Annotated in this window: 16 protein-coding genes and 1 pseudogene; 8 read left to right on the top strand and 9 right to left on the bottom strand. The window is 65.8% G+C overall.

What is annotated here, in order from left to right:
• Nucleotides 1-236 precede the first annotated feature (236 nt).
• Both ligD and FIU89_RS09505 read right to left on the bottom strand, forming a co-directional pair.
• Complete coding sequence (gene ligD, locus FIU89_RS09510; RefSeq protein ID WP_152492372.1) at nt 237-2,681, bottom strand: DNA ligase D; 2,445 nt, start codon at nt 2,679-2,681, stop codon at nt 237-239.
• Nucleotides 2,678-3,505 (bottom strand): Ku protein, encoded by an 828-nt coding sequence (locus FIU89_RS09505; RefSeq protein ID WP_152492371.1) that lies wholly within the window; start codon nt 3,503-3,505, stop codon nt 2,678-2,680. The genes ligD and FIU89_RS09505 overlap by 4 nt, the downstream gene beginning before the upstream one ends.
• A gap of 365 nt (nt 3,506-3,870) precedes the next feature.
• On the opposite strand from FIU89_RS09505, the pseudogene FIU89_RS22590 reads away from it, so the two are divergent.
• From FIU89_RS22590 to FIU89_RS09495, 3 genes and pseudogenes are all read left to right on the top strand, one after another.
• A pseudogene (locus FIU89_RS22590) lies at nt 3,871-4,203 on the top strand (cytochrome c oxidase assembly protein); the annotation flags it as partial.
• Nucleotides 4,204-4,312: 109 nt separating this feature from the next.
• Entirely contained in the window at nt 4,313-4,690 is a 378-nt protein-coding gene (locus FIU89_RS22250) for a CopD family protein (RefSeq protein WP_254701868.1), read from the top strand.
• A gap of 363 nt (nt 4,691-5,053) precedes the next feature.
• Nucleotides 5,054-5,986 (top strand): cytochrome c, encoded by a 933-nt coding sequence (locus tag FIU89_RS09495; RefSeq protein WP_152492370.1) that lies wholly within the window; start codon nt 5,054-5,056, stop codon nt 5,984-5,986.
• A gap of 30 nt (nt 5,987-6,016) precedes the next feature.
• On the opposite strand, the gene FIU89_RS09490 is transcribed toward FIU89_RS09495, so the two are convergent.
• Both FIU89_RS09490 and FIU89_RS09485 read right to left on the bottom strand, forming a co-directional pair.
• A complete protein-coding gene (locus tag FIU89_RS09490) occupies nt 6,017-7,378 on the bottom strand; it encodes an APC family permease (RefSeq protein WP_152492369.1) in 1,362 nt (453 codons plus the stop codon).
• Nucleotides 7,375-7,644 carry a hypothetical protein gene (locus FIU89_RS09485; RefSeq protein WP_152492368.1) on the bottom strand — a complete coding sequence of 90 codons (270 nt, stop codon included), beginning with the start codon at nt 7,642-7,644 and terminating at the stop codon, nt 7,375-7,377. Before FIU89_RS09485 ends, FIU89_RS09490 begins: the two co-directional genes overlap by 4 nt.
• Before the next feature lie 207 nt (nt 7,645-7,851).
• Here FIU89_RS09485 and FIU89_RS09480 point away from each other — a divergent pair, with 207 nt between their 5' ends.
• Nucleotides 7,852-8,346, top strand: coding sequence for an exopolysaccharide biosynthesis protein (locus FIU89_RS09480; RefSeq protein WP_254701843.1), 495 nt, complete (start codon nt 7,852-7,854; stop codon nt 8,344-8,346).
• Between the two features lie 282 nt (nt 8,347-8,628).
• Here the strand turns inward: FIU89_RS09480 and guaB are convergent, their stop codons facing one another.
• On the bottom strand, nt 8,629-10,077 hold the full coding sequence (gene guaB, locus FIU89_RS09475; RefSeq protein ID WP_152492366.1) for an IMP dehydrogenase: 1,449 nt from the start codon (nt 10,075-10,077) through the stop codon (nt 8,629-8,631).
• A 420-nt stretch (nt 10,078-10,497) separates the two neighbouring features.
• Between guaB and speB the strand changes: the two genes are divergently transcribed.
• A complete protein-coding gene (speB, locus tag FIU89_RS09470; protein ID WP_152492365.1) occupies nt 10,498-11,451 on the top strand; it encodes an agmatinase in 954 nt (317 codons plus the stop codon).
• Between the two features lie 246 nt (nt 11,452-11,697).
• Complete coding sequence (locus FIU89_RS09465) at nt 11,698-13,068, top strand: ammonium transporter (protein ID WP_152492364.1); 1,371 nt, start codon at nt 11,698-11,700, stop codon at nt 13,066-13,068.
• A 287-nt stretch (nt 13,069-13,355) separates the two neighbouring features.
• On the opposite strand, the gene FIU89_RS09460 is transcribed toward FIU89_RS09465, so the two are convergent.
• Genes FIU89_RS09460 through rpmH form a run of 4 tightly spaced genes read right to left on the bottom strand, consistent with a single transcriptional unit; the run spans nt 13,356 to nt 15,017 of the window.
• Nucleotides 13,356-14,234, bottom strand: coding sequence for a sulfotransferase domain-containing protein (locus FIU89_RS09460; RefSeq protein WP_152492363.1), 879 nt, complete (start codon nt 14,232-14,234; stop codon nt 13,356-13,358).
• Nucleotides 14,221-14,469, bottom strand: coding sequence for a membrane protein insertion efficiency factor YidD (yidD, locus tag FIU89_RS09455; protein WP_152492362.1), 249 nt, complete (start codon nt 14,467-14,469; stop codon nt 14,221-14,223). Before yidD ends, FIU89_RS09460 begins: the two co-directional genes overlap by 14 nt.
• Nucleotides 14,466-14,858 (bottom strand): ribonuclease P protein component, encoded by a 393-nt coding sequence (gene rnpA, locus FIU89_RS09450; protein ID WP_152492361.1) that lies wholly within the window; start codon nt 14,856-14,858, stop codon nt 14,466-14,468. Before rnpA ends, yidD begins: the two co-directional genes overlap by 4 nt.
• 24 nt (nt 14,859-14,882) lie before the next feature.
• Entirely contained in the window at nt 14,883-15,017 is a 135-nt protein-coding gene (gene rpmH, locus FIU89_RS09445; RefSeq protein ID WP_005980833.1) for a 50S ribosomal protein L34, read from the bottom strand.
• Nucleotides 15,018-15,298: 281 nt separating this feature from the next.
• Here rpmH and FIU89_RS09440 point away from each other — a divergent pair, with 281 nt between their 5' ends.
• Together FIU89_RS09440 and FIU89_RS09435 are read left to right on the top strand one after the other, a co-directional pair.
• Nucleotides 15,299-16,030: a TVP38/TMEM64 family protein gene (locus FIU89_RS09440; RefSeq protein WP_152492360.1), complete on the top strand. Its 732-nt coding sequence runs from the start codon at nt 15,299-15,301 to the stop codon at nt 16,028-16,030.
• 3 nt (nt 16,031-16,033) lie between these two features.
• Nucleotides 16,034-17,452 (top strand): NAD(P)/FAD-dependent oxidoreductase, encoded by a 1,419-nt coding sequence (locus tag FIU89_RS09435; protein WP_152492359.1) that lies wholly within the window; start codon nt 16,034-16,036, stop codon nt 17,450-17,452.
• Nucleotides 17,453-17,469: the final 17 nt, after the last annotated feature.

The following is a 17,469-nucleotide window of genomic DNA, read 5'->3' as shown; positions in this document are numbered from 1 at the left end:
ACTGAAAGTCCCAACAAGGTACCTGACAACGACAGGTCTCTCCCACAGGGCCGACAGCTGTCGGCAACGGATCCCCTGTCGAGTTCAGGATATCAGGGCGAAGCAAGGGCACCGAGCGGTCGACACGTGACCGCTCGACAAGGTTCGATCGGGACGGGCTTTAACTCAGGGCGTGCACGACGCGGCTCCTCGGAGCGGCCATGATCGCGCGACTCGCAAGTGCCGCCAGAGGGCTTTCAGTCGCGAGACCAGTCTTCCAGCGCTTCCACGACCTCGGCTCCGATGCCGCGCGCCTTGGCCGTCCGCAGCGGGCATGGGCGTTTCAGACGTGCCGCCATATCGCCCACATGAAAGCCGTCGGGACAGCTCAGGTCCTGCAACTCGGCCCAGGTCACAGGCACCGCGACCGCGGCGCCGGGGCGCGCGCGGAGGGAATAGGGCGCAATGGCGGTGGCGCCGCGCTCGTTGCGCAGCCAGTCGATGAACACGCGCCCCTTGCGTTTGGACTTGGACATGGTGGCGGTGTACCGCTTCGGGTGGCGCTCCGCGAGGACTGTAGCAAAGGTCTTGGCGAAGGTTTTCACCGTCTCCCACTCGCTGATGCGGCGCAGCGGCACGATCACGTGCACACCCTTGCCGCCCGTGACCATGGGCGCGCTGTCCAGCCCGCAGGCGCTCAGGCCCTCGCGGACCTCCTGCGCCGCCGCCTTCACCCTGGCAAAGCCGAGGCCCTCATCGGGATCCAGATCGAACACCATCCGGTCGGGCCGTTCGATCCGGTCGCGCCGCGCGCCCCAGATGTGGAATTCCAGCGTGCCCATCTGCGCCGCGCCAAGCAGGCCCTCGGGGCCGGAGACATACATGTAATCGGCCCTGTCGCCGTCCTTTTCCTCGATGGGAATGGATTTGACGCCCTCGGGAAAGCCCTTGCCGGCGTGTTTCTGAAAGAAGCAATCGCCCGCGATCCCATCGGGGCAGCGCAACAGTGCCAGGGGGCGGTCGGCGGCGTCATCGAGCATCCGTTCGGCGACCTGCGCGTAGTGTTCCGCAACCTCGCCCTTGGTCAGACCCGCATCGGGATAGACCCGGCGCGAGGTGCTGGAGATTCGGACGCCGCCGATGGTTTTCTCGTCGTCGCCGCTGTCGTTCTTCGCTTCGGCGCTGGCACTCACGTCCCTGGCCTCCTTGTCTTCGCGCAGGCCCTTGTAGACGCCGTGGCGTATCCGGCCTTCGCTGGTGAACTCGGCATAGTCCGCCTCGACGACCAGCCTTGGCGTGACCCAGCGAGCGCCGGTTGTCTCGTCGGGCAGGTCTTCGTCAAACGGGGGGGTCTTGCGGGCAAGGGGCTTCAGCGCGGCCATCAGTTCCGCCATGTCGTCTCCGTCGAACCCCGTGCCGACGCGACCCCGGTAGATCAGCGTGCCCGCCTCAAAGCTCCCCAGGATCAGCGAGGAAAACGGCCTGCCCTTCTTGTCCGAGGGCGACCATCCGGCGACCACGAACTCGGCCCGGCGGATGCACTTGGACTTGATCCAGCTTTTGCTCCGACCGGCGCGATAGGCGGCATCGATGCGCTTGGAGACGAGGCCCTCCCCGCCGGCCTCGCAGATGGCGGCAAGGGCGGCGGCGCCATCGCCCTCGATCACCGGGCTGAGGCGGAGCGGCCCGCGGGGCGGCTGCCCGTCCATGAGCCCTTCCAGCGCCTCGCGCCGCTGCGAGAGCGGCTTGCCGGTCAGATCCTCGCCATCGAGGACAAGGATGTCGAAAAGGTAGCAGGTGAGCGGGTCACCCGCCTTCAGTGCTTTCTGGAGCGTCGAGAAGTCCCCTCCCCCGGCGCCGGTGATCACTTCCCCGTCGATCAGGGCCGAGCCACAGGCCAACGCCGCCGCCGGTTCGCAGAGCGCCCCGAAACGGTCGGACCAGTCCTTGCCGTTGCGCGAGTAGAGCCGCACCCCACCCTTGCCCAGGGCGATCACGCAGCGATAGCCGTCGAACTTGGCCTCGTGCTGCCAGCCCTCGCCCTCGGGCGGGGCATCGCGCAGGGTGGCCAGCTGCACCTTGTGAAACCGGGGCAGCGGCTTGTCGTGTTTCGCAGGCGTGGCGGCGGGTTTGTCCCCGGCAATCGCGCGCATCGCACGGCCGGTGGTCACGGACGTTCGGTGCTTGTTGGTCAGCGCCTCGGCGGTGCGCCCGGCAAAATCGTCGCGTTCCTTGATCAGAAGCCAGTTCTCGCGTTTCTCGCCCTTCTTGGCGCGCATCCGCACCAGCGCCCAGCCGCCTTTCATCCGCGCGCCGTGCAGCCTGAAATGCAGCTTGCCCTCCTTCAGACCCTCCTCGGGATCGTGCAGCGGCTCCCACCAGCCGTTGTCCCACAGCATGACGGTGCCGCCGCCGTATTCCTCTTTCGGGATGGTGCCCTCGAAACCGCCATAGGACACCGGGTGATCCTCGGTGCGCACAGCGAGGCGCTTCTGCGACGGATCGGTCGAGGGGCCCTTGGTGACGGCCCAGGACAGCAGCACACCGCCCAGTTCCAGGCGAAAGTCATAGTGCAGGCGGCTGGCATCATGTTTCTGGACAACGAAGGACAGGCGCTCGCCGCCGGCGTCGACAAGCTCGGCGCGGGGCTCCGGCGTGACGTCGAAATCCCGCTTCTCGCGATATGCGTCCAGGGACCTCACGAGGCCTTCTTGCGGCGGGTGGACTTGCCGCCCTTGCTCTGCTTCAGGCTCTTCTTCAGCGCATCCATCAGGTCGACCACGTTTTCCGCCTCGGCAACGCCACCGTCATCGGCGGCCTTGGCGCGGGGCGTCTTCTTCGATTTCATCTTGGCAGCGATCAGGTCCTTCAGGGCCGCCGCGTAGTGATCCTCGAAGGCCGAGGCATCGAAGGGCGCGGTTTTCTTGTCGATCAGCTGGGTGGCGACCTCGAGCAGTTCCTCGTCCGAGGCGTCGTCCTCGATCCCGGAAAACAGCGGGTCGGCGTCGCGGATGTCCGCCTCGTAATGCAGCGTCTCCATCAACAGCCCGTCGCCGCAGGGGCGGATGGCGCACAGGTATTCCTTGCCGCGCATGGTCAGCTGACCGAGACCCGCCTTCTTTGTCTGCCGCAAGGCATCGCGAACCACGCGATAGGCATCCTCCGCAAGCTCGTCGGAGGGAACGACGTAATAGGGCCGGTCGAACCAGATGGGCGCGATTTCCGAGGTCTCGACGAACTGCACCAGCTCCAGCGTCTTCTTCGTTTCCAGCTTGATCGCGTCGATCTCGTCCGGCTCGAGCAGGATATAGTCCCCATCGTCGGTCTCATAGCCCTTCATGATGTCATCGTTCTCGACGGGGCCGACCCCCTGAACCGTCTTCTGATAGCGCACGGGCTTGCCCGAGGGCTTGTGGATCTGGCGGAACGACACGCGCGAAGAGGAATTGCGGGCGGAATGGATTTCCACCGGAATGGACACCAGCGACAGGCGAAGCTGTCCTGTCCAGAGAGCGCGTGATGCCATGATCCTTGCCTTTCCTGCCGCGCGGGGTGCAACGTCGGGGGGACAACGCCCGAACCGGCGCAGGAGTTCAACGCGGGCCTTTCCAGGGCGCGGCGCGGGCGGCACCCGTGGAAACATCCGGTGGGAATGCGGGTTTGGGTTCGATAGGAAGGACGTCGTGCGGCAGGCCCACCTTGCCGCCACGCGCAACGAAGCGACGGACAGACCCGGGGGGGTCTGATCATGGGCAGGATCTACTGCGGACAACCGCCGCCGCCCGCGGAGCTTTGGGCAAGCTGGAACCTCGATCCGGCGGTTCTCGCAGCGCTCTGGGGCTGACGGCGCTGCTGCGCCGCGAGCCTGCCGGGCTGGCGGCTGTCGCGGTGATGTTCGTCGCGTTCGTTTCGCCCTTGTGTGCGCTTTCCTCTGCCCTGTTTTCGGCACGGGTGCTGCATCACGTTCTTCTGGTGGCGGTGGCGGCGCCGCTTCTGGCAGTGGCCTGGCGCGGGCGCGGCGGGCCCGGCCTGGCCCTGCCCTTTTCGGTTTCGACGGCGGTCCTGTGGATATGGCACGTCCCGGCAAGCTATGACTTGGCGTTGTCCAACGTGGCGGTCTACTGGCTTATGCAGCTGACGCTGCTGGGCAGCGCCGTCTGGTTCTGGCGGGACCTCTTCGCCACCCAGGATGCGCCGGTCGACCGGCTGGTCTTCGTGGTGGCGGGGTTTGCGCAGATGGGCATGCTTGGCGCGATCCTGACATTCGCCCCCGCGCCGGCTGCATGTCGCCGGGCTGACGCTGTGGTGCGGCGGACTGCTGGTTCTGCCCCTCATGCTGGCCCGCCACGACCTTGCCGTCGTCGCCGACGATTATCGCATCATCCGGCACGCCACCCGTATGACCTACACCATGATCGTCACTCCCTCCGCCGTGCTGACCGTCATCGCGGGAACCTGGCTGATCTTCCTGTGCGAGGTTTTCGTGCCGTGGCTTTATGCCAAGCTTGCTTTGGTTGCGCTCCTTGTCGCCGTCCACGCCTGGATCGGCCACGTTCTGGTGAAGGTCGCCGAGAAGCCGGGCCGGGAGAGGTGCTTCGGATCGACGCCATCGCCTATGACTGGAAATGGCTGTTCGTTTACCGCGACGCCGGTGTCGCTTCCGCCGATCGGCTGGCGCTGCCCGTGGGGCGGCCCGTCGAGCTGCGGCTGACCAGCGGGACGGCGCTGCAGGCCTTTTCGGTGCCCCGGCTCGGCGGGCAGATCTACGCGATGCCGGGCATGGCTTCGCGGTTCAACCTGCGGGCCGATGCCGAGGGGCAGTTCGCGGGGTTGAACACGCAATACAACGGGGCGCAGTTCGCGCGTCAGCATTTCGTGGCCGAAGCGGTGGCGCCCGCCGCCTTCGACGCCTGGATCGCCACCGCCCAGGCAGCGCCGCCGCTCGATGCGGGAACGCTCGCCAGGCTGGCCGAACCCGGCGTGCTGGATGCGCCAGTGGCCTTCGGGCGCGTCGAGGGCGATCCGTTCGACGAGACTGTGAAGCGGCTGAAGGCGGGTAAGGCGCCGTCTGACGATGGCTGAGCCTGCGCACCCCCGTCTCGGCCTGCTCGACTGGGGCGACATCGTCTTTGTCATCCGCAACGACACGCGGGAAGCGGACCTTCCCTTCCCCTTCGATCAGCGCTGGACGCTCAGGGGCTGGAAATGGCTGGCCCTCGACGGGCCGGGCTTCCGGGCGGATGCCGACGATCCGGTTCTGGCGCGCGGCGAATACATCGTCGAAGGCCCGGGCCATTGCGGCGCCTGCCACACACCGCGCAACGCCATCATGGCCGAGGCGGCCGTCGATGCCTCGGACGAGGCCTTCCTCACCGGGGGCGAGATCGCGGGCTGGACGGCCCCCGCCCTGCGCGGCCCCGGCAGCGCCATAGCCGGGTGGAGCCCGGAGGACCTGGTCGCCATCTTCTCGACCGGGCGCAACGCCCATGCGGCGGTCAACGGCGAGATGCAGTTGGTCATACGGGATTCCACCCAGTTCATGAGCGAAGAGGACCTTGCCGCCATGTCGGCCTTCCTCGTGGGGCTGAACGACGGCGGCGCGGCGCCGGACCGCCCCGGCGACAGGACCGGGACCGAGGCCCTGATCGCCTCGGCCGACCCGGACATGCCCCTGGGGGCCCGGCTCTACATCGACAACTGCAACGCCTGCCATTTCGCCGACGGGCGCGGCGCCGACGAGGTCTTTCCCGAGCTCGACGGCAATGCGCTGGTCACGGCGGAAAGCCCGACGGGGCTGATCTCGATGATCCTGAACGGGTCGGAACTGCCCTCGACACCCAAGCGTCCCCACAGCCTGCGGATGCCCGGATTTGCAGACCGGCTGACGGACGAAGAGGCGGCGGAACTGGCCAGTTTCGTCCGGCAGGGCTGGTCAAACGACGCCGCGCCAGTCAGTGCGGACGATATCGCCGACCTGCGCGGGGACGCGGACGCCAAGGTCGAGTGACCTGCAGCCGCCCGACTGGATGCGCAGGGCCTATTCCTTGCGCATCCACAACCGCGTCACCACCCAAAGCACCACGCCGATACCGATCAGCACCGCAGCGATGAGGTACTGCGCCGGGTCGCGGCCCGTCCACGGGCCGACAAGAAAGGCGCATGTCGCCGCGCCGGCCACGGCCACCCAGACCGGCGTGCGGAAATGCTCGTGATCGACCTTGTCGCGCTTGAGCACCAGCACCGCGATGTTGACGATGGTAAAGACACCCAGCAACAAAAGCGCCGTCGTGCCGCCCAGTTCCGGCACAGCGCCGACGAAGGTGATCAGCCCCGCCGCCAGAAGCGTCGTGAAGATGATCGCCGTCACCGGCGTTTGCCGCGCCTGGTTCACCTTGCCCAGAACGGCAGGAAGCACCCCCTCCTCGCTCATGCCGTAAACAAGCCGACTGGCCATGAGCAGGTTGATCAACGCGGAATTCCCCACCGCGATCATAGTGATCAGGCCGAAGATCCACGGCGGAAAGCCCGGAGCGCCCGCTTCCACGACCTTCAGCAGCGGCGTGTCACCCTCGGCCAGGTCGTCGATCGGAACGATCGAGATCGCGACAATCGACACCACGAGGTAGAGAATCGCCGCGATGGCCAGCCCGGCAAACAGCATCCGTGGAAAGATCCGGCTCGGCTCCTTGGTCTCCTCGGCCATGTTCACGGAATCCTCGAAACCGACCATGGCAAAGAAGGCCAGCGTGGTACCGGCGATCACCGGCCAGAAGACGCCGTCCTCGTTTTCTCCAAATTCGAAGGCCTTGCCGATGTCGGCCTCGCCGTTGCCGAACACCATCATGCCGATGACGACGATGATGATCAGCCCGGTCAATTCGATGCAGGTGAAGACCGCGTTGACCATCACGCTTTCTCCGACGCCGCGCATGTTGATCAGGGCAATCGCGGCGACAAATGCCAGGCCGATCAGGGTCACCGCCCAAGCTCCAAGCTCCAGACCGAACCCGGTCGAAAAGTTCTCGGCAAAGGCACGGGCGGCGGTGGACGAGGATGTCAGCCCCGAGGACATGACGGCGAAGGCAACGAGGAACGTGACAAAATGGATTCCAAAGGCCTTTTCCGTGTAAAGCGCCGCCCCGGCGGCCTTGGGATATTTCGTGACGAGTTCCAGGTAACTGCAGGCCGTCAGCGTCGCGACGACGAAGGCGACAAGGAAGGGCAGCCAGACGATGCCACCCACCTCTTCGGCGACTTTGCCGGTCAGGGCGTAGATACCCGTGCCAAGAACGTCGCCCACGATGAACAATAAAAGCAGGCCGGGGCCGATCGCACGCTTGAGCTTGCCCTTTTCGTCACCCGACCCTTGCGCGGCGCCCTTGGCCGCGCCATCGCTCACGGCAAGTCCTCCGCCATCGGGCGCCGCCCATACTTGTCCTGCTCATCTTCCAGAATGCGCCGAACCTCTGCGAGCAATGCCGCGGCCTTGCGGTCGGGTGCGCCAGGCTCGGCGCTCTCTGCCGCCAGGTCGGTCAGGACCGAGTTCAGGAAGTTCACTCTTTCGCTACAGGAATATCCCTCTTCGGCGAGAACCTCCTGCAACTCCTGCGGGGAAATCCAATCTCCATGCCGCGTTCGCAATTGACGGCTGTTTTCCTGCGTCATCACCCGGATCCTCCTGAAAGGGTAACCCCCTGTGATCGCGGCGGTTCCCGGCAGCGCGCGCCCTGCCCCGATGCGGCGTCTTTCCGCTCAATCCATCCGGTCTCCGGCTAGGGCGAGGCCGCCGTTGGGGCCAATACGGTTTCCGTCTTTCAAGGTGAGGCAAACTCGTGCGCTCCGTTTTCGGGTAGGGAGATTTCGGTCGAGGATGTGGTCGATACGCTTGGTCACTCTTCCTTCGCCGCGCTGATGCTGGCCTTCTCGCTGGTCCCCACCTCGCCGGCCAGCGCCATCCCCGTGATCACCGCCGTGGTGGCGGCGCTGGTCTTCATCCTCGTGGCGCAGATGATGGTGAGGCGAAAGAGCGTCTGGCTTCCGGGTTTAGTCACCCGTCGGAGGCTGTCGACCGGGAAGCTCTGCAAGGGCATCCGCTGGCTGCGGCGACCCGTCCGCCTTGTCGAGCGTTTCGTGAAGCCGCGACTGACCTGGTTGTTTCACCGTCCCTGGATGTGGCTGCCGCTGACCCTCGTGATGGCGCTCACGCTGTTCATGCCGTTCATGGAGATCGTGCCCACGTCCGGCTCCATCGCTTCGGCCGTGATCGCGCTCTTCGCCGCCAGCCTGTTGACCCGCGACGGCGTGCTGGCTCTTGTTTCGCTGGGCCTGCTGCCGATTTTGCCCGTGGCGATCTATTATTGGGTCTGACACGAGAGCGGGCAATTCGGCTTTTGCCACTGTCTGAACGGTACGGATTGCCGAACCTGTCGTGGTCGATGCCACGCGACCCTGCCAGGCGCTTGGCGCACGGCGCTTGCCGACCGAGCCTGCCGCGCGAACGGACCCCGCAGCGCTCTGAACTTCGATCTCATACGTCTCCCGGCCTAGACGAACCCTTGGCACGCCGTGAACCATCGCCATTCCTTCGACCGTTTCCGACCGGGGCGATGTCATGGCCCCGGTGCCGAAAACGCCCCGTGAAACAGGCCTCTACCCGATCCGGTAATTCGGAGACTCGCGGGTAATCTGCACGTCGTGCACGTGGCTTTCCTTCAGCCCCGCCCCGGTGATCTTGATGAACTCGCAATTGCTGCGCATCTCCTCGACCGTGGCGCAGCCGGTATAGCCCATCGCGGCCCGCAGGCCGCCCACCAGCTGGTGCAGCACCGTGGCCGCACTGCCCTTGTAGGGCACCTGCCCCTCGACGCCCTCGGGCACCAGCTTGTCGCTCGCCGCGTCCTTCTGGAAATACCGGTCGGCCGAGCCGCGGGCCATGGCGGCCAGGCTGCCCATGCCGCGATACGCCTTGAAGCTGCGCCCCTGGTAGAGGATCACCTCGCCGGGGCTCTCGTCCGTGCCCGCCAGCATGCTGCCGACCATGGCACAGGACGCGCCCGCCGCGATCGCCTTGGCGAAATCACCCGAGAACTTGATGCCGCCATCGGCGATGACCGGGGTGTCGCCCGCGGCCGCCGCGCAATCCATCACCGCCGTCAGCTGCGGCATCCCCACGCCGGCCACCATCCGCGTGGTGCAGATGCTGCCCGGCCCGATGCCGACCTTCACCGCGTCCGCACCGGCTCCGATCAGCGCGCGCGTGGCCTCGGCGGTGGCCACGTTGCCGGCGACGACCTGCACCTCGTTGGACAGTTTCTTGGCCCGCTCGACGGCCTGCGCCACGCCCTCGGAATGGCCATGGGCGGTGTCGATCACCACCATGTCCACGCCCGCGTCGATCAGCGCCTGGGTCCGCTCGAAGCCCGCATCGCCCACGGTCGAGGCCGCGGCCACGCGCAGCCGGCCCAGCCCGTCCTTGCAGGCGGTCGGGTTCAGCACCGCCTGCTCGGTGTCCTTCAGCGTCAGAAGGCCGGTCAGCTTGCCCTCGGCATTGGTGACCAGCAGTTTCTCGATCCGCCGCGCCTTCATCAGGCTCTTGGCCTCCTCGCGGTCGGCAGGCTCGGTCAGGATCGCCAGGTTGTCGCTTGTCATCATCACGTGCACGGGCGTGTCGTCGCTGGTGGCGAACCGCATGTCGCGGTTGGTGACGATGCCCACCACGTGGCCCTTCTCGTCCACCACCGGAAAGCCGGTGAAGTTGTAGCGCTCGATCAGTTCCTTGGCATCGCCCAGCGTCTGGTCGGCGCGCAGGGTCACCGGGTTGTAGACGATCCCGCTCTCGAACCGCTTGACCCGGCGCACTTCCTTGGCCTGCTCGTCGACCGTCAGGTTGCGGTGAATGACGCCCATGCCGCCCGACTGGGCCATGCAGATCGCCATGCGCCCCTCGGTCACCGTGTCCATCGCGGAACTCAGAAGCGGGATGTTGAGGTCGATCGACGGGGTCACGCGGGTGCGCGTGTCCGCCGTGGTGGGCAGCACGCTGGACTTCGCGGGAACCAGCAGAACATCGTCGAAAGTGAGGGCCTCACGAATCTCCATGGCGCATCTCCTTGGGGTGGCTCGTTTGGCGGTTCCCTATTGCACGCGCCGGAGGGAATGGAAAGGGCCGATTGGCGGGTGCGCGCAGATGACAGGGCCAAGAGGTCCGCAACTCAGCCCGCGCGGGATCAAGGCGCGGCCCCGCCGCGCCGCCGCGCCATCGCCCGCTGACCGAAAGGCGATTGCACGCAATCGCCGAAAGGGGGGCCGCCAACCGGGCTGGCGATTGGTTGCCGTATGTGCATCGGATTGGAGGTCTTGCGGAGTTGGCTGCCATAAAGTGCTCCGAAGAACCGTTGATCGCCACCCCGCGGTCTGGCGATCGCGCGGCTCTTGGTTCGTCCGAAAACCCACGCGCCACCCCACTTGCCAATACGTCCCGCGCCAAGCTAGCGTCGGCTCAACCAAAGGACACCGCGCATGAGCACACACGGATACGAAAGCGGCCGGCTCGACCTGCCCTTCGTCGGCATCTCCACCTTCGGAAAACGCCCCTATGTCTCGGACTGGGCCCGGATCGACGCCGACGTGGCCATCCTCGGCGCGCCGTTCGATGCCGGCACCCAATGGCGCTCAGGCGCCCGCTTCGGCCCCCGCGGCGTGCGCGAGGCCTCCACGCTGTTCTCTTTCGGCCACGCCGGCGCCTATGACCACGAGGACGATGCCACCTATCTGCCCGGCGAGGTCAGCATCGTCGATATCGGCGACGCCGACATCGTCCACACCGACACGGTGAAATCCCACGCCAATATCGAGACCGGCGTGCGCGCCATCCTCGCCGCGGGCGCCCTGCCCGTCACCATCGGCGGTGACCATTCCATCAACATCCCCTGCATTAACGCCTTTGACGACCAGGGCGACATCCACGTCCTGCAGATCGACGCCCATCTCGATTTCGTCGACGAGCGCCACGGCGTCCGCTTCGGCCACGGCAACCCCATGCGCCGCGCCGCCGAAAAGCCCTACGTGACCGGCCTTACCCAATTGGGCATCCGCAATGTCAGCTCGACCGCCAAGGAAGGCTATGACGACGCCCGGGCGCGCGGCTCGGATATCCTCTCGGTCCGCCAGGTGCGTGCGCTGGGACCGGAGGCCACCGCCGACCGCATCCCCGCGGGCGCACGCGTCTATGTCACCATCGACATCGACGCCTTCTGCCCCTCCATCGCGCCCGGCACCGGCACGCCCAGCCATGGCGGGTTCCTCTATTACGACGTGCTCGAGATCCTGCAACAGGTGGCCCGAAACCACGAGATCGTCGGCATCGATCTCGTCGAAGTGGCCCCGGATTACGACCCCACCGGCTCCACCTCGACCCTCGCCGCGCAGGTGCTTCTGAACCTCTTGGGCTTCATCTTTCACGCCCGCGGCTGACGACTCGCCCTTTCGGTACAGTTTTGGATCACCCTCCAACCTTGGCGCGACGCAAACTCGCGCCTGTTTTCCACCTCCAGCCATTTTTTCCTTCACATACGCCATTTTCTGCGCAACATTTAATCAAAACTAAAAACAAAGCGGGACCCGCGCCTTACTCCGGTTCACTTTTGGTTCGCCACTTGCGCGCCAATCCCGACCGGCGACGGACGGACCCGAAACCCAACAGTGGAGGACACACCCAAAATGGATCTCGCAGCCATTCAGGCCGACCAGGTCACCCTGAATTCCCTTGTCCAGAACCTCGTCTATCTCTCCGGCACCGTCGGCGCGATCACCGTCGTCGTCGGCCTTCTGATGATCGACGCCGGCACCACCCGGCGCAAAAGCCTGTTCAACTCGACCATCGAAAAGGTCATGGGCTTCTTTCTGGGCTTCGCCACCTATTTCGCCATCGGCTTCGGTTTCTGGGCGGCGCAGTATTACATCATGGAAGGCGCCACCATGGGCGACAGCTTGCGCGACTGGTGGCTCTTCGGCGGGATGCTGAACGCCAACGCCTCCACCACCGATCCGGCGACCTTCCCGGGGCTGAACACCTTCCAGATCTTCGTCTTCTTCCTCGCGGTCTTTGCCGGGATCGTGAACATCCTCTTCCACTTCGCGGTGTCCGAACGCATCAAGGCCTCGGCCTATTACGTGCTCTGCGTCGTGGCCGCCGTGGCCTCGTCGATCCTCAGCTTCTACACTTGGGGGTCTGTCGGCCCGCTCACCAATGCGGGCTTTCACGACTTCTTCGGTGTGGGCTTCGTCTATCTCTTCCCCACCGGCATGGCGCTGGCTCTGGTGCCCATGCTGGGCCAGCGCCCTGGCATGTTCAACCCGCACCCGATGGTGTCAGGCTACCACGCGCCCAGCATCGGACTGGCGGCGGTGGGCCTGCTGACCATCTTCGCGGGCCTGCCGATGGTCATCGTCTCCTGTCTCTTCTTCTTCGACCCCGAGGCGCTGGCGGTCAGCGTCACCATGGCCGACACCAGCGTGGGCCTCGCCGTGAACAACTACGCCATGGCCTGGGCCGGCGGCGCGGTGACGGGCGGGATCCTCGCCTATGCCACGCGCAAATACGCTTACCTGCTGCTGGGGCCACTGGCGGGCTACGTGGCCGGCGCCTGCGGCTTCGACGTCTACCAGCCGGGCGAGATGTTCCTGGTGGCGCTTGGTGCGCCGGTCATCTCCTACATCGTCTATGAATTCACGCTGAAGCGCGAGTTCGACGAGCACAAGCTGCTGCCGCTCTTCCTCGGCGCGGGCAGCTATGGCCTTATCATGGTCGGCATCCTCGAGGCCGGCACGCCGCGCGGCGGCTATTTCGGCATCACCGAAGGCGAATACGCCTTCCAGCACGGCCAGATCGGCCTGACCATGCAGCTGATCGGCATCGTGGTCTGCCTTGGCGCGGGCCTGGTGACCGGCCTCGTCACCGCGCTGATCCTCAAGGTGACGATCGGGTTGCGCAACACCGACGATGAAATGGCCGCCGGTCTCGACGGCCTGCGCTGGGGGCTGGAGCCCGACGTGCCGACGCGCGAGGACACGCCCATCGTCAAGGGCTGACCCGGAACCACACTCACGGTGTCGCGGCGGCGGGGTCCTTTCCGTCGCCGCGATGCGTTTCCGGCTCCCGTCCCGGGCCCGACCCGGGACCTCGTAGGGTGGGTGAAAACCCACCTGCGCATCGGTTAACAATCCGTCACGACCGGCCGCCGCGTCAAACCGTCGAAACGCGAAAATCCGCACCGTCGCGATACCACTGGAATACCGACGCGATGCCGACATGCCGTTTCGGGCCGAATCGAAGCGGTTAACCCACCCGTTTCCGCGCCCGGTGCCTCAAGGCCCCGTTAATCTTCCAACGCCGTCAGCACGTCCTCATAGCTCTCCAGCCCATGCGCCGTGCCCATGGTCTCGCGCCATTTGGCGGCATAGGCCTCATGCATCGCCGGGCTGACCTGCGCCCGCCCGGCGCCGGCGCGCCCGCTCACCACCTTGCTGGCCTCACCGCCCGGCGGCAGGCCACAGGCCGCGTCGCGCGCCTGACGCACAAGGTGATCGTCGAACTGCCGCCCATGCGCCGTCATGAAATCCAGCGTCGCCTGCGCCTGCGCCACGGCGCGTGTCCGCTCATCGGATATTCCCATGAAATCCGCCACTTGCGCGACACTCTTCACCAGATCTTGCTTCATGTGCTCATAGGCCAGCAGCAGCACGTCGTCGTGGTCGCGCACGCCCCACCAGGACACCGCATGGCTCCAGTAATCCTCGCGGCCCATGCGATCCAGGTAGTACTCCGCGAAATCCTCCAGCGAAATCGCCCCGCGCTCGAAGGTCCAGCCGTCGAAAAAGCGGTAAAGCGACACCATCGCATCCACCGGGTCGCGCAGCACGACGATATAGCGCCCGCCTTCGGGAATCACCCCCCAGGGCAGATGGCTCTTGAAGAGCCGCGGACGGTAGGGTTGCGGGTCGTTAACGTTCCGCCCCATATCGTGGGCCAGCTCCAACCACGGCACAATTTCGGTTATCTCGTCAAACGCCATGTCGCCGCCGGACCGCAGGCCGTGGGCGATCTGGCTGACCCAGGTGGTGCCGCACTTGCTGTAGGGCGAAATGAAGATGTCCGAAGGACCCGGGCGATAGGCCAGCCCCGTCTCCACGCCATGCTCCGTGGCGAAGCGCGCCAGCGCCGCGTTCATCTGCGCCAGTGTCTCAGGGCGCTTCATCGCGCGCCTCCCTTTTGCCCGGCACCGGGTCGTAGCCGCAGCCGCCCCAGGGATTGCACCGCGCGATCCGGCGCGCGGCCAGCCACCCACCCTTCAGGCCCCCGTGGGTGCGCAGGGCGTCGAGCGCGTACTGGCTGCATGTCGGTTGATAGCGGCAGTTGAACCCCACCCAGGGGCTGAAAATCAGCCGGTATCCCTTGACCGGCAGGGCCAGGATATGCGCCAGCGGACTCATCCGTGCACCGTGGCCAGCGCCCGCCGCAGATCCTCGCACAGGCCTTGGAAATCGCGGTCCACCGTGGTCCCGGCGCGCCCGATCAGCACATAGTCATGCCCGGGTTTTCCATTTGCCGTCAGCACCTTGCGCGCCACTTCGCGCAAGCGCCGCTTGGCCCGGTTACGGGTGACGGCATTGCCCACCTTCTTGGAACAGGTGTACCCCACCCGGATCTTGTCGCTGTCGTCCCGCCGGTCCCGCATTTGCAGCACCAGGCCCTTCATCGCCTGCCTGCGCCCCTTGGCGGCGGCCAGGAAATCGGGGCGTTTCTTCAGGACCTCCAGACAAACGGAAACCGCCGGGGGCGTTTTCCCCGTGTCATCCACGAGGGCCTCCGGCGGTGTCATGTCCGTACAGGTCCTGGCTGGCGCTTACGCGCTCAGCGACTTGCGGCCACGCGCACGACGCGCGTTCAGGATCTTGCGGCCGGCCTTGGTGGCCATGCGCGCGCGGAAACCGTGGCGCCGCTTGCGGACCAGGTTCGAGGGTTGATACGTGCGTTTCATCGCTCGGCTCTCCGGTGTTCTTGGCCTCGCTCAGGAATCGCGAAAGCCGGAATTCGTATTGAAGCCCGGTCTATAGGGGCCTGCGGGACCCAAGTCAAACATCCGATTGGCTTTTGCAACAAAAACCCTGCCCCGATGGCCGGCTTTGTTACAAAGCCCCCCGAATCCCGACATAAACGCCCCGAACCAATCACCCCGCATCACCCCCGCGTGAAGCGTCTGGCGCGGCGCCCGAGGATCGCGCATCTAGGGAAGGACAGTCAATCGTACCGGACCCCGACATGGCCACTGCCGACGACACCAGGCGCCCCGCCTATATCCGCCACGCGCCCCTGGTCGTGATCCTGATCGCCGCCGTCGTGGGGTATTTCACGCTGGGCGACTACCTGACATTCGACACGCTGGCCGAAAATCGCGAGGCATTGCTGGCCTTTCGCGACGAAAACCACATCCTTCTCGCAGGGATATTCATCGCCGTCTACGTGAGCATCGTGGCCTTCTCGCTGCCGGGTGCAGCGGTCGCATCGGTGACCGGCGGATTTCTCTTCGGCCTCGCGCTTGGCACCGTCTTCAACGTCACAGCCGCCGTGATCGGCGCCTCGGCCATCTTCATGGCCGCACGGTGGGGCCTTGGCCGCACGCTCGCCGCCAAGATGGACGCCTCCGAAGGCACGCTGAAGAAGATCAAGACCGGCCTGCATGAACATGAAATCAGTGTCCTTTTGCTGATGCGTCTCGTGCCCGTGGTGCCGTTCTTCGTGGCCAACCTGCTGCCCGCGCTGGTCGGGGTGCGCTTCGTCAATTTCCTCTGGACGACCGCAATCGGCATCATCCCCGGCGCCATCGTCTTCACCTGGATCGGCGTTGGCCTCGGCGAGGTCTTCGACCGCGGCGAGCGTCCTGACCTGTCTCTGCTGTGGGAGCCGCAGGTGATCGGCCCCATTCTCGGGCTTTGCGTGCTGGCAGCACTACCTATCGTGATCAAGACCGTGCGCGGCAAGAAGGACATCTAGGCCATGGCCGATATCAAGACTGACATCCTCGTCATCGGGGCCGGGTCCGGCGGCCTCTCCGTCGCCTCGGGCGCGGCACAGATGGGCGCCGACGTGGTCCTTCTGGAAGGCCGCGAAATGGGCGGTGACTGCCTCAACTTCGGCTGCGTGCCCTCCAAGGCCCTCATCGCCTCGGCCAAGGCCGCCCATGGCCAGGCACATGCCGCCCCTTACGGCGTCGCCGATGTCGCGCCCAAGGTGGACTACGCCGCCGCCAAGGATCACGTTCGGGACGTGATCGCCACCATCGCCCCGCATGACAGCCAGGAACGGTTCGAGGGCCTTGGCGTTAAGGTCATCCGCGACTACGGCCAGTTCATCTCGCCAACCGAGGTCAAGGTCGGCGACACCACCATCCGCGCCCGGCGCATCGTCATCGCCACCGGTTCTTCGCCCTTCGTTCCCCCTATCCCGGGACTGGAGGACGTCCCTTACGAGACCAACGAAACCCTGTTCGATCTGCGCGACAAGCCCGATCACCTGCTGGTCATCGGCGGCGGCCCTATCGGCATGGAAATGGCGCAGGCGCATCTGCGCCTGGGTTGCAAGGTCACCGTGATCGAAGGCGACAAGGCCCTTGGCAAGGACGACCCCGAGGCAGCGGCATTGATGCTGGATCAGTTGCGTGAGGAAGGCCTTGAGATCGTCGAGGGCGCCACCGCGGCGCAGGTGCGCGGCACCGCCGGGGCGATCGAGGTGGAAACCAAGGACGGGCAGGTTTTCAAGGGCTCGCACCTTTTGGTGGCCGTGGGCCGCAAGCCCAATATCGACCGGCTGAACGTCGAGGCGGCAGGCATCAAATCCACCAGGTCCGGCATCAAGGTCGACGCCAGCCTGAAGACCAGCAATTCAAAGGTCTACGCCATCGGCGACGTCGCGGGCGGCCTGCAATTCACCCATGTGGCGGGTTATCACGCGGGCATCGTCATCCGTTCCGCCGTGCTGGGCCTGCCCGCCAAGACCAGCACCGCGCACCTGCCCTGGACCACCTACACAGACCCCGAACTCGCCCAGGTCGGCCTGACCGAAGCGCAGGCGCGCAAGGAACACGGACAGAAGCTGGAAGTCGTGCGGGCCGAGTATGACGGGAACGACCGCGCCATCGCCACGCGCAAGACCACGGGCTTCGTCAAGGTCATGGTGGTCGGTGGCCGTCCTGTCGGCGCCACCATCGTCGGCGCCCAAGCGGGCGAGCTTATACACACTTGGGCCTTGGCCCTCGCCAACAACTTGAAAATGAAGCATATCAGCGCCATGGTTGCGCCTTACCCCACGTTGGGGGAACTCAACAAACGGGCCGCGGGGGCGTACTTTACGCCACGGCTGTTCGAAAGCGACGGGGTCAAGCGGATCGTGCGGCTGGTGCAGCGCTGGCTGCCCTGAGGGACAAGGCGACGGAA

The sequence above is a fragment of the Roseovarius sp. THAF27 genome, assembly GCF_009363655.1.
In the GTDB taxonomy this organism is placed as follows: domain Bacteria; phylum Pseudomonadota; class Alphaproteobacteria; order Rhodobacterales; family Rhodobacteraceae; genus Roseovarius.
The sequence above is the reverse complement of the archived record's forward strand: the minus strand, read 5'-3'. Positions and strand labels throughout refer to the sequence as shown.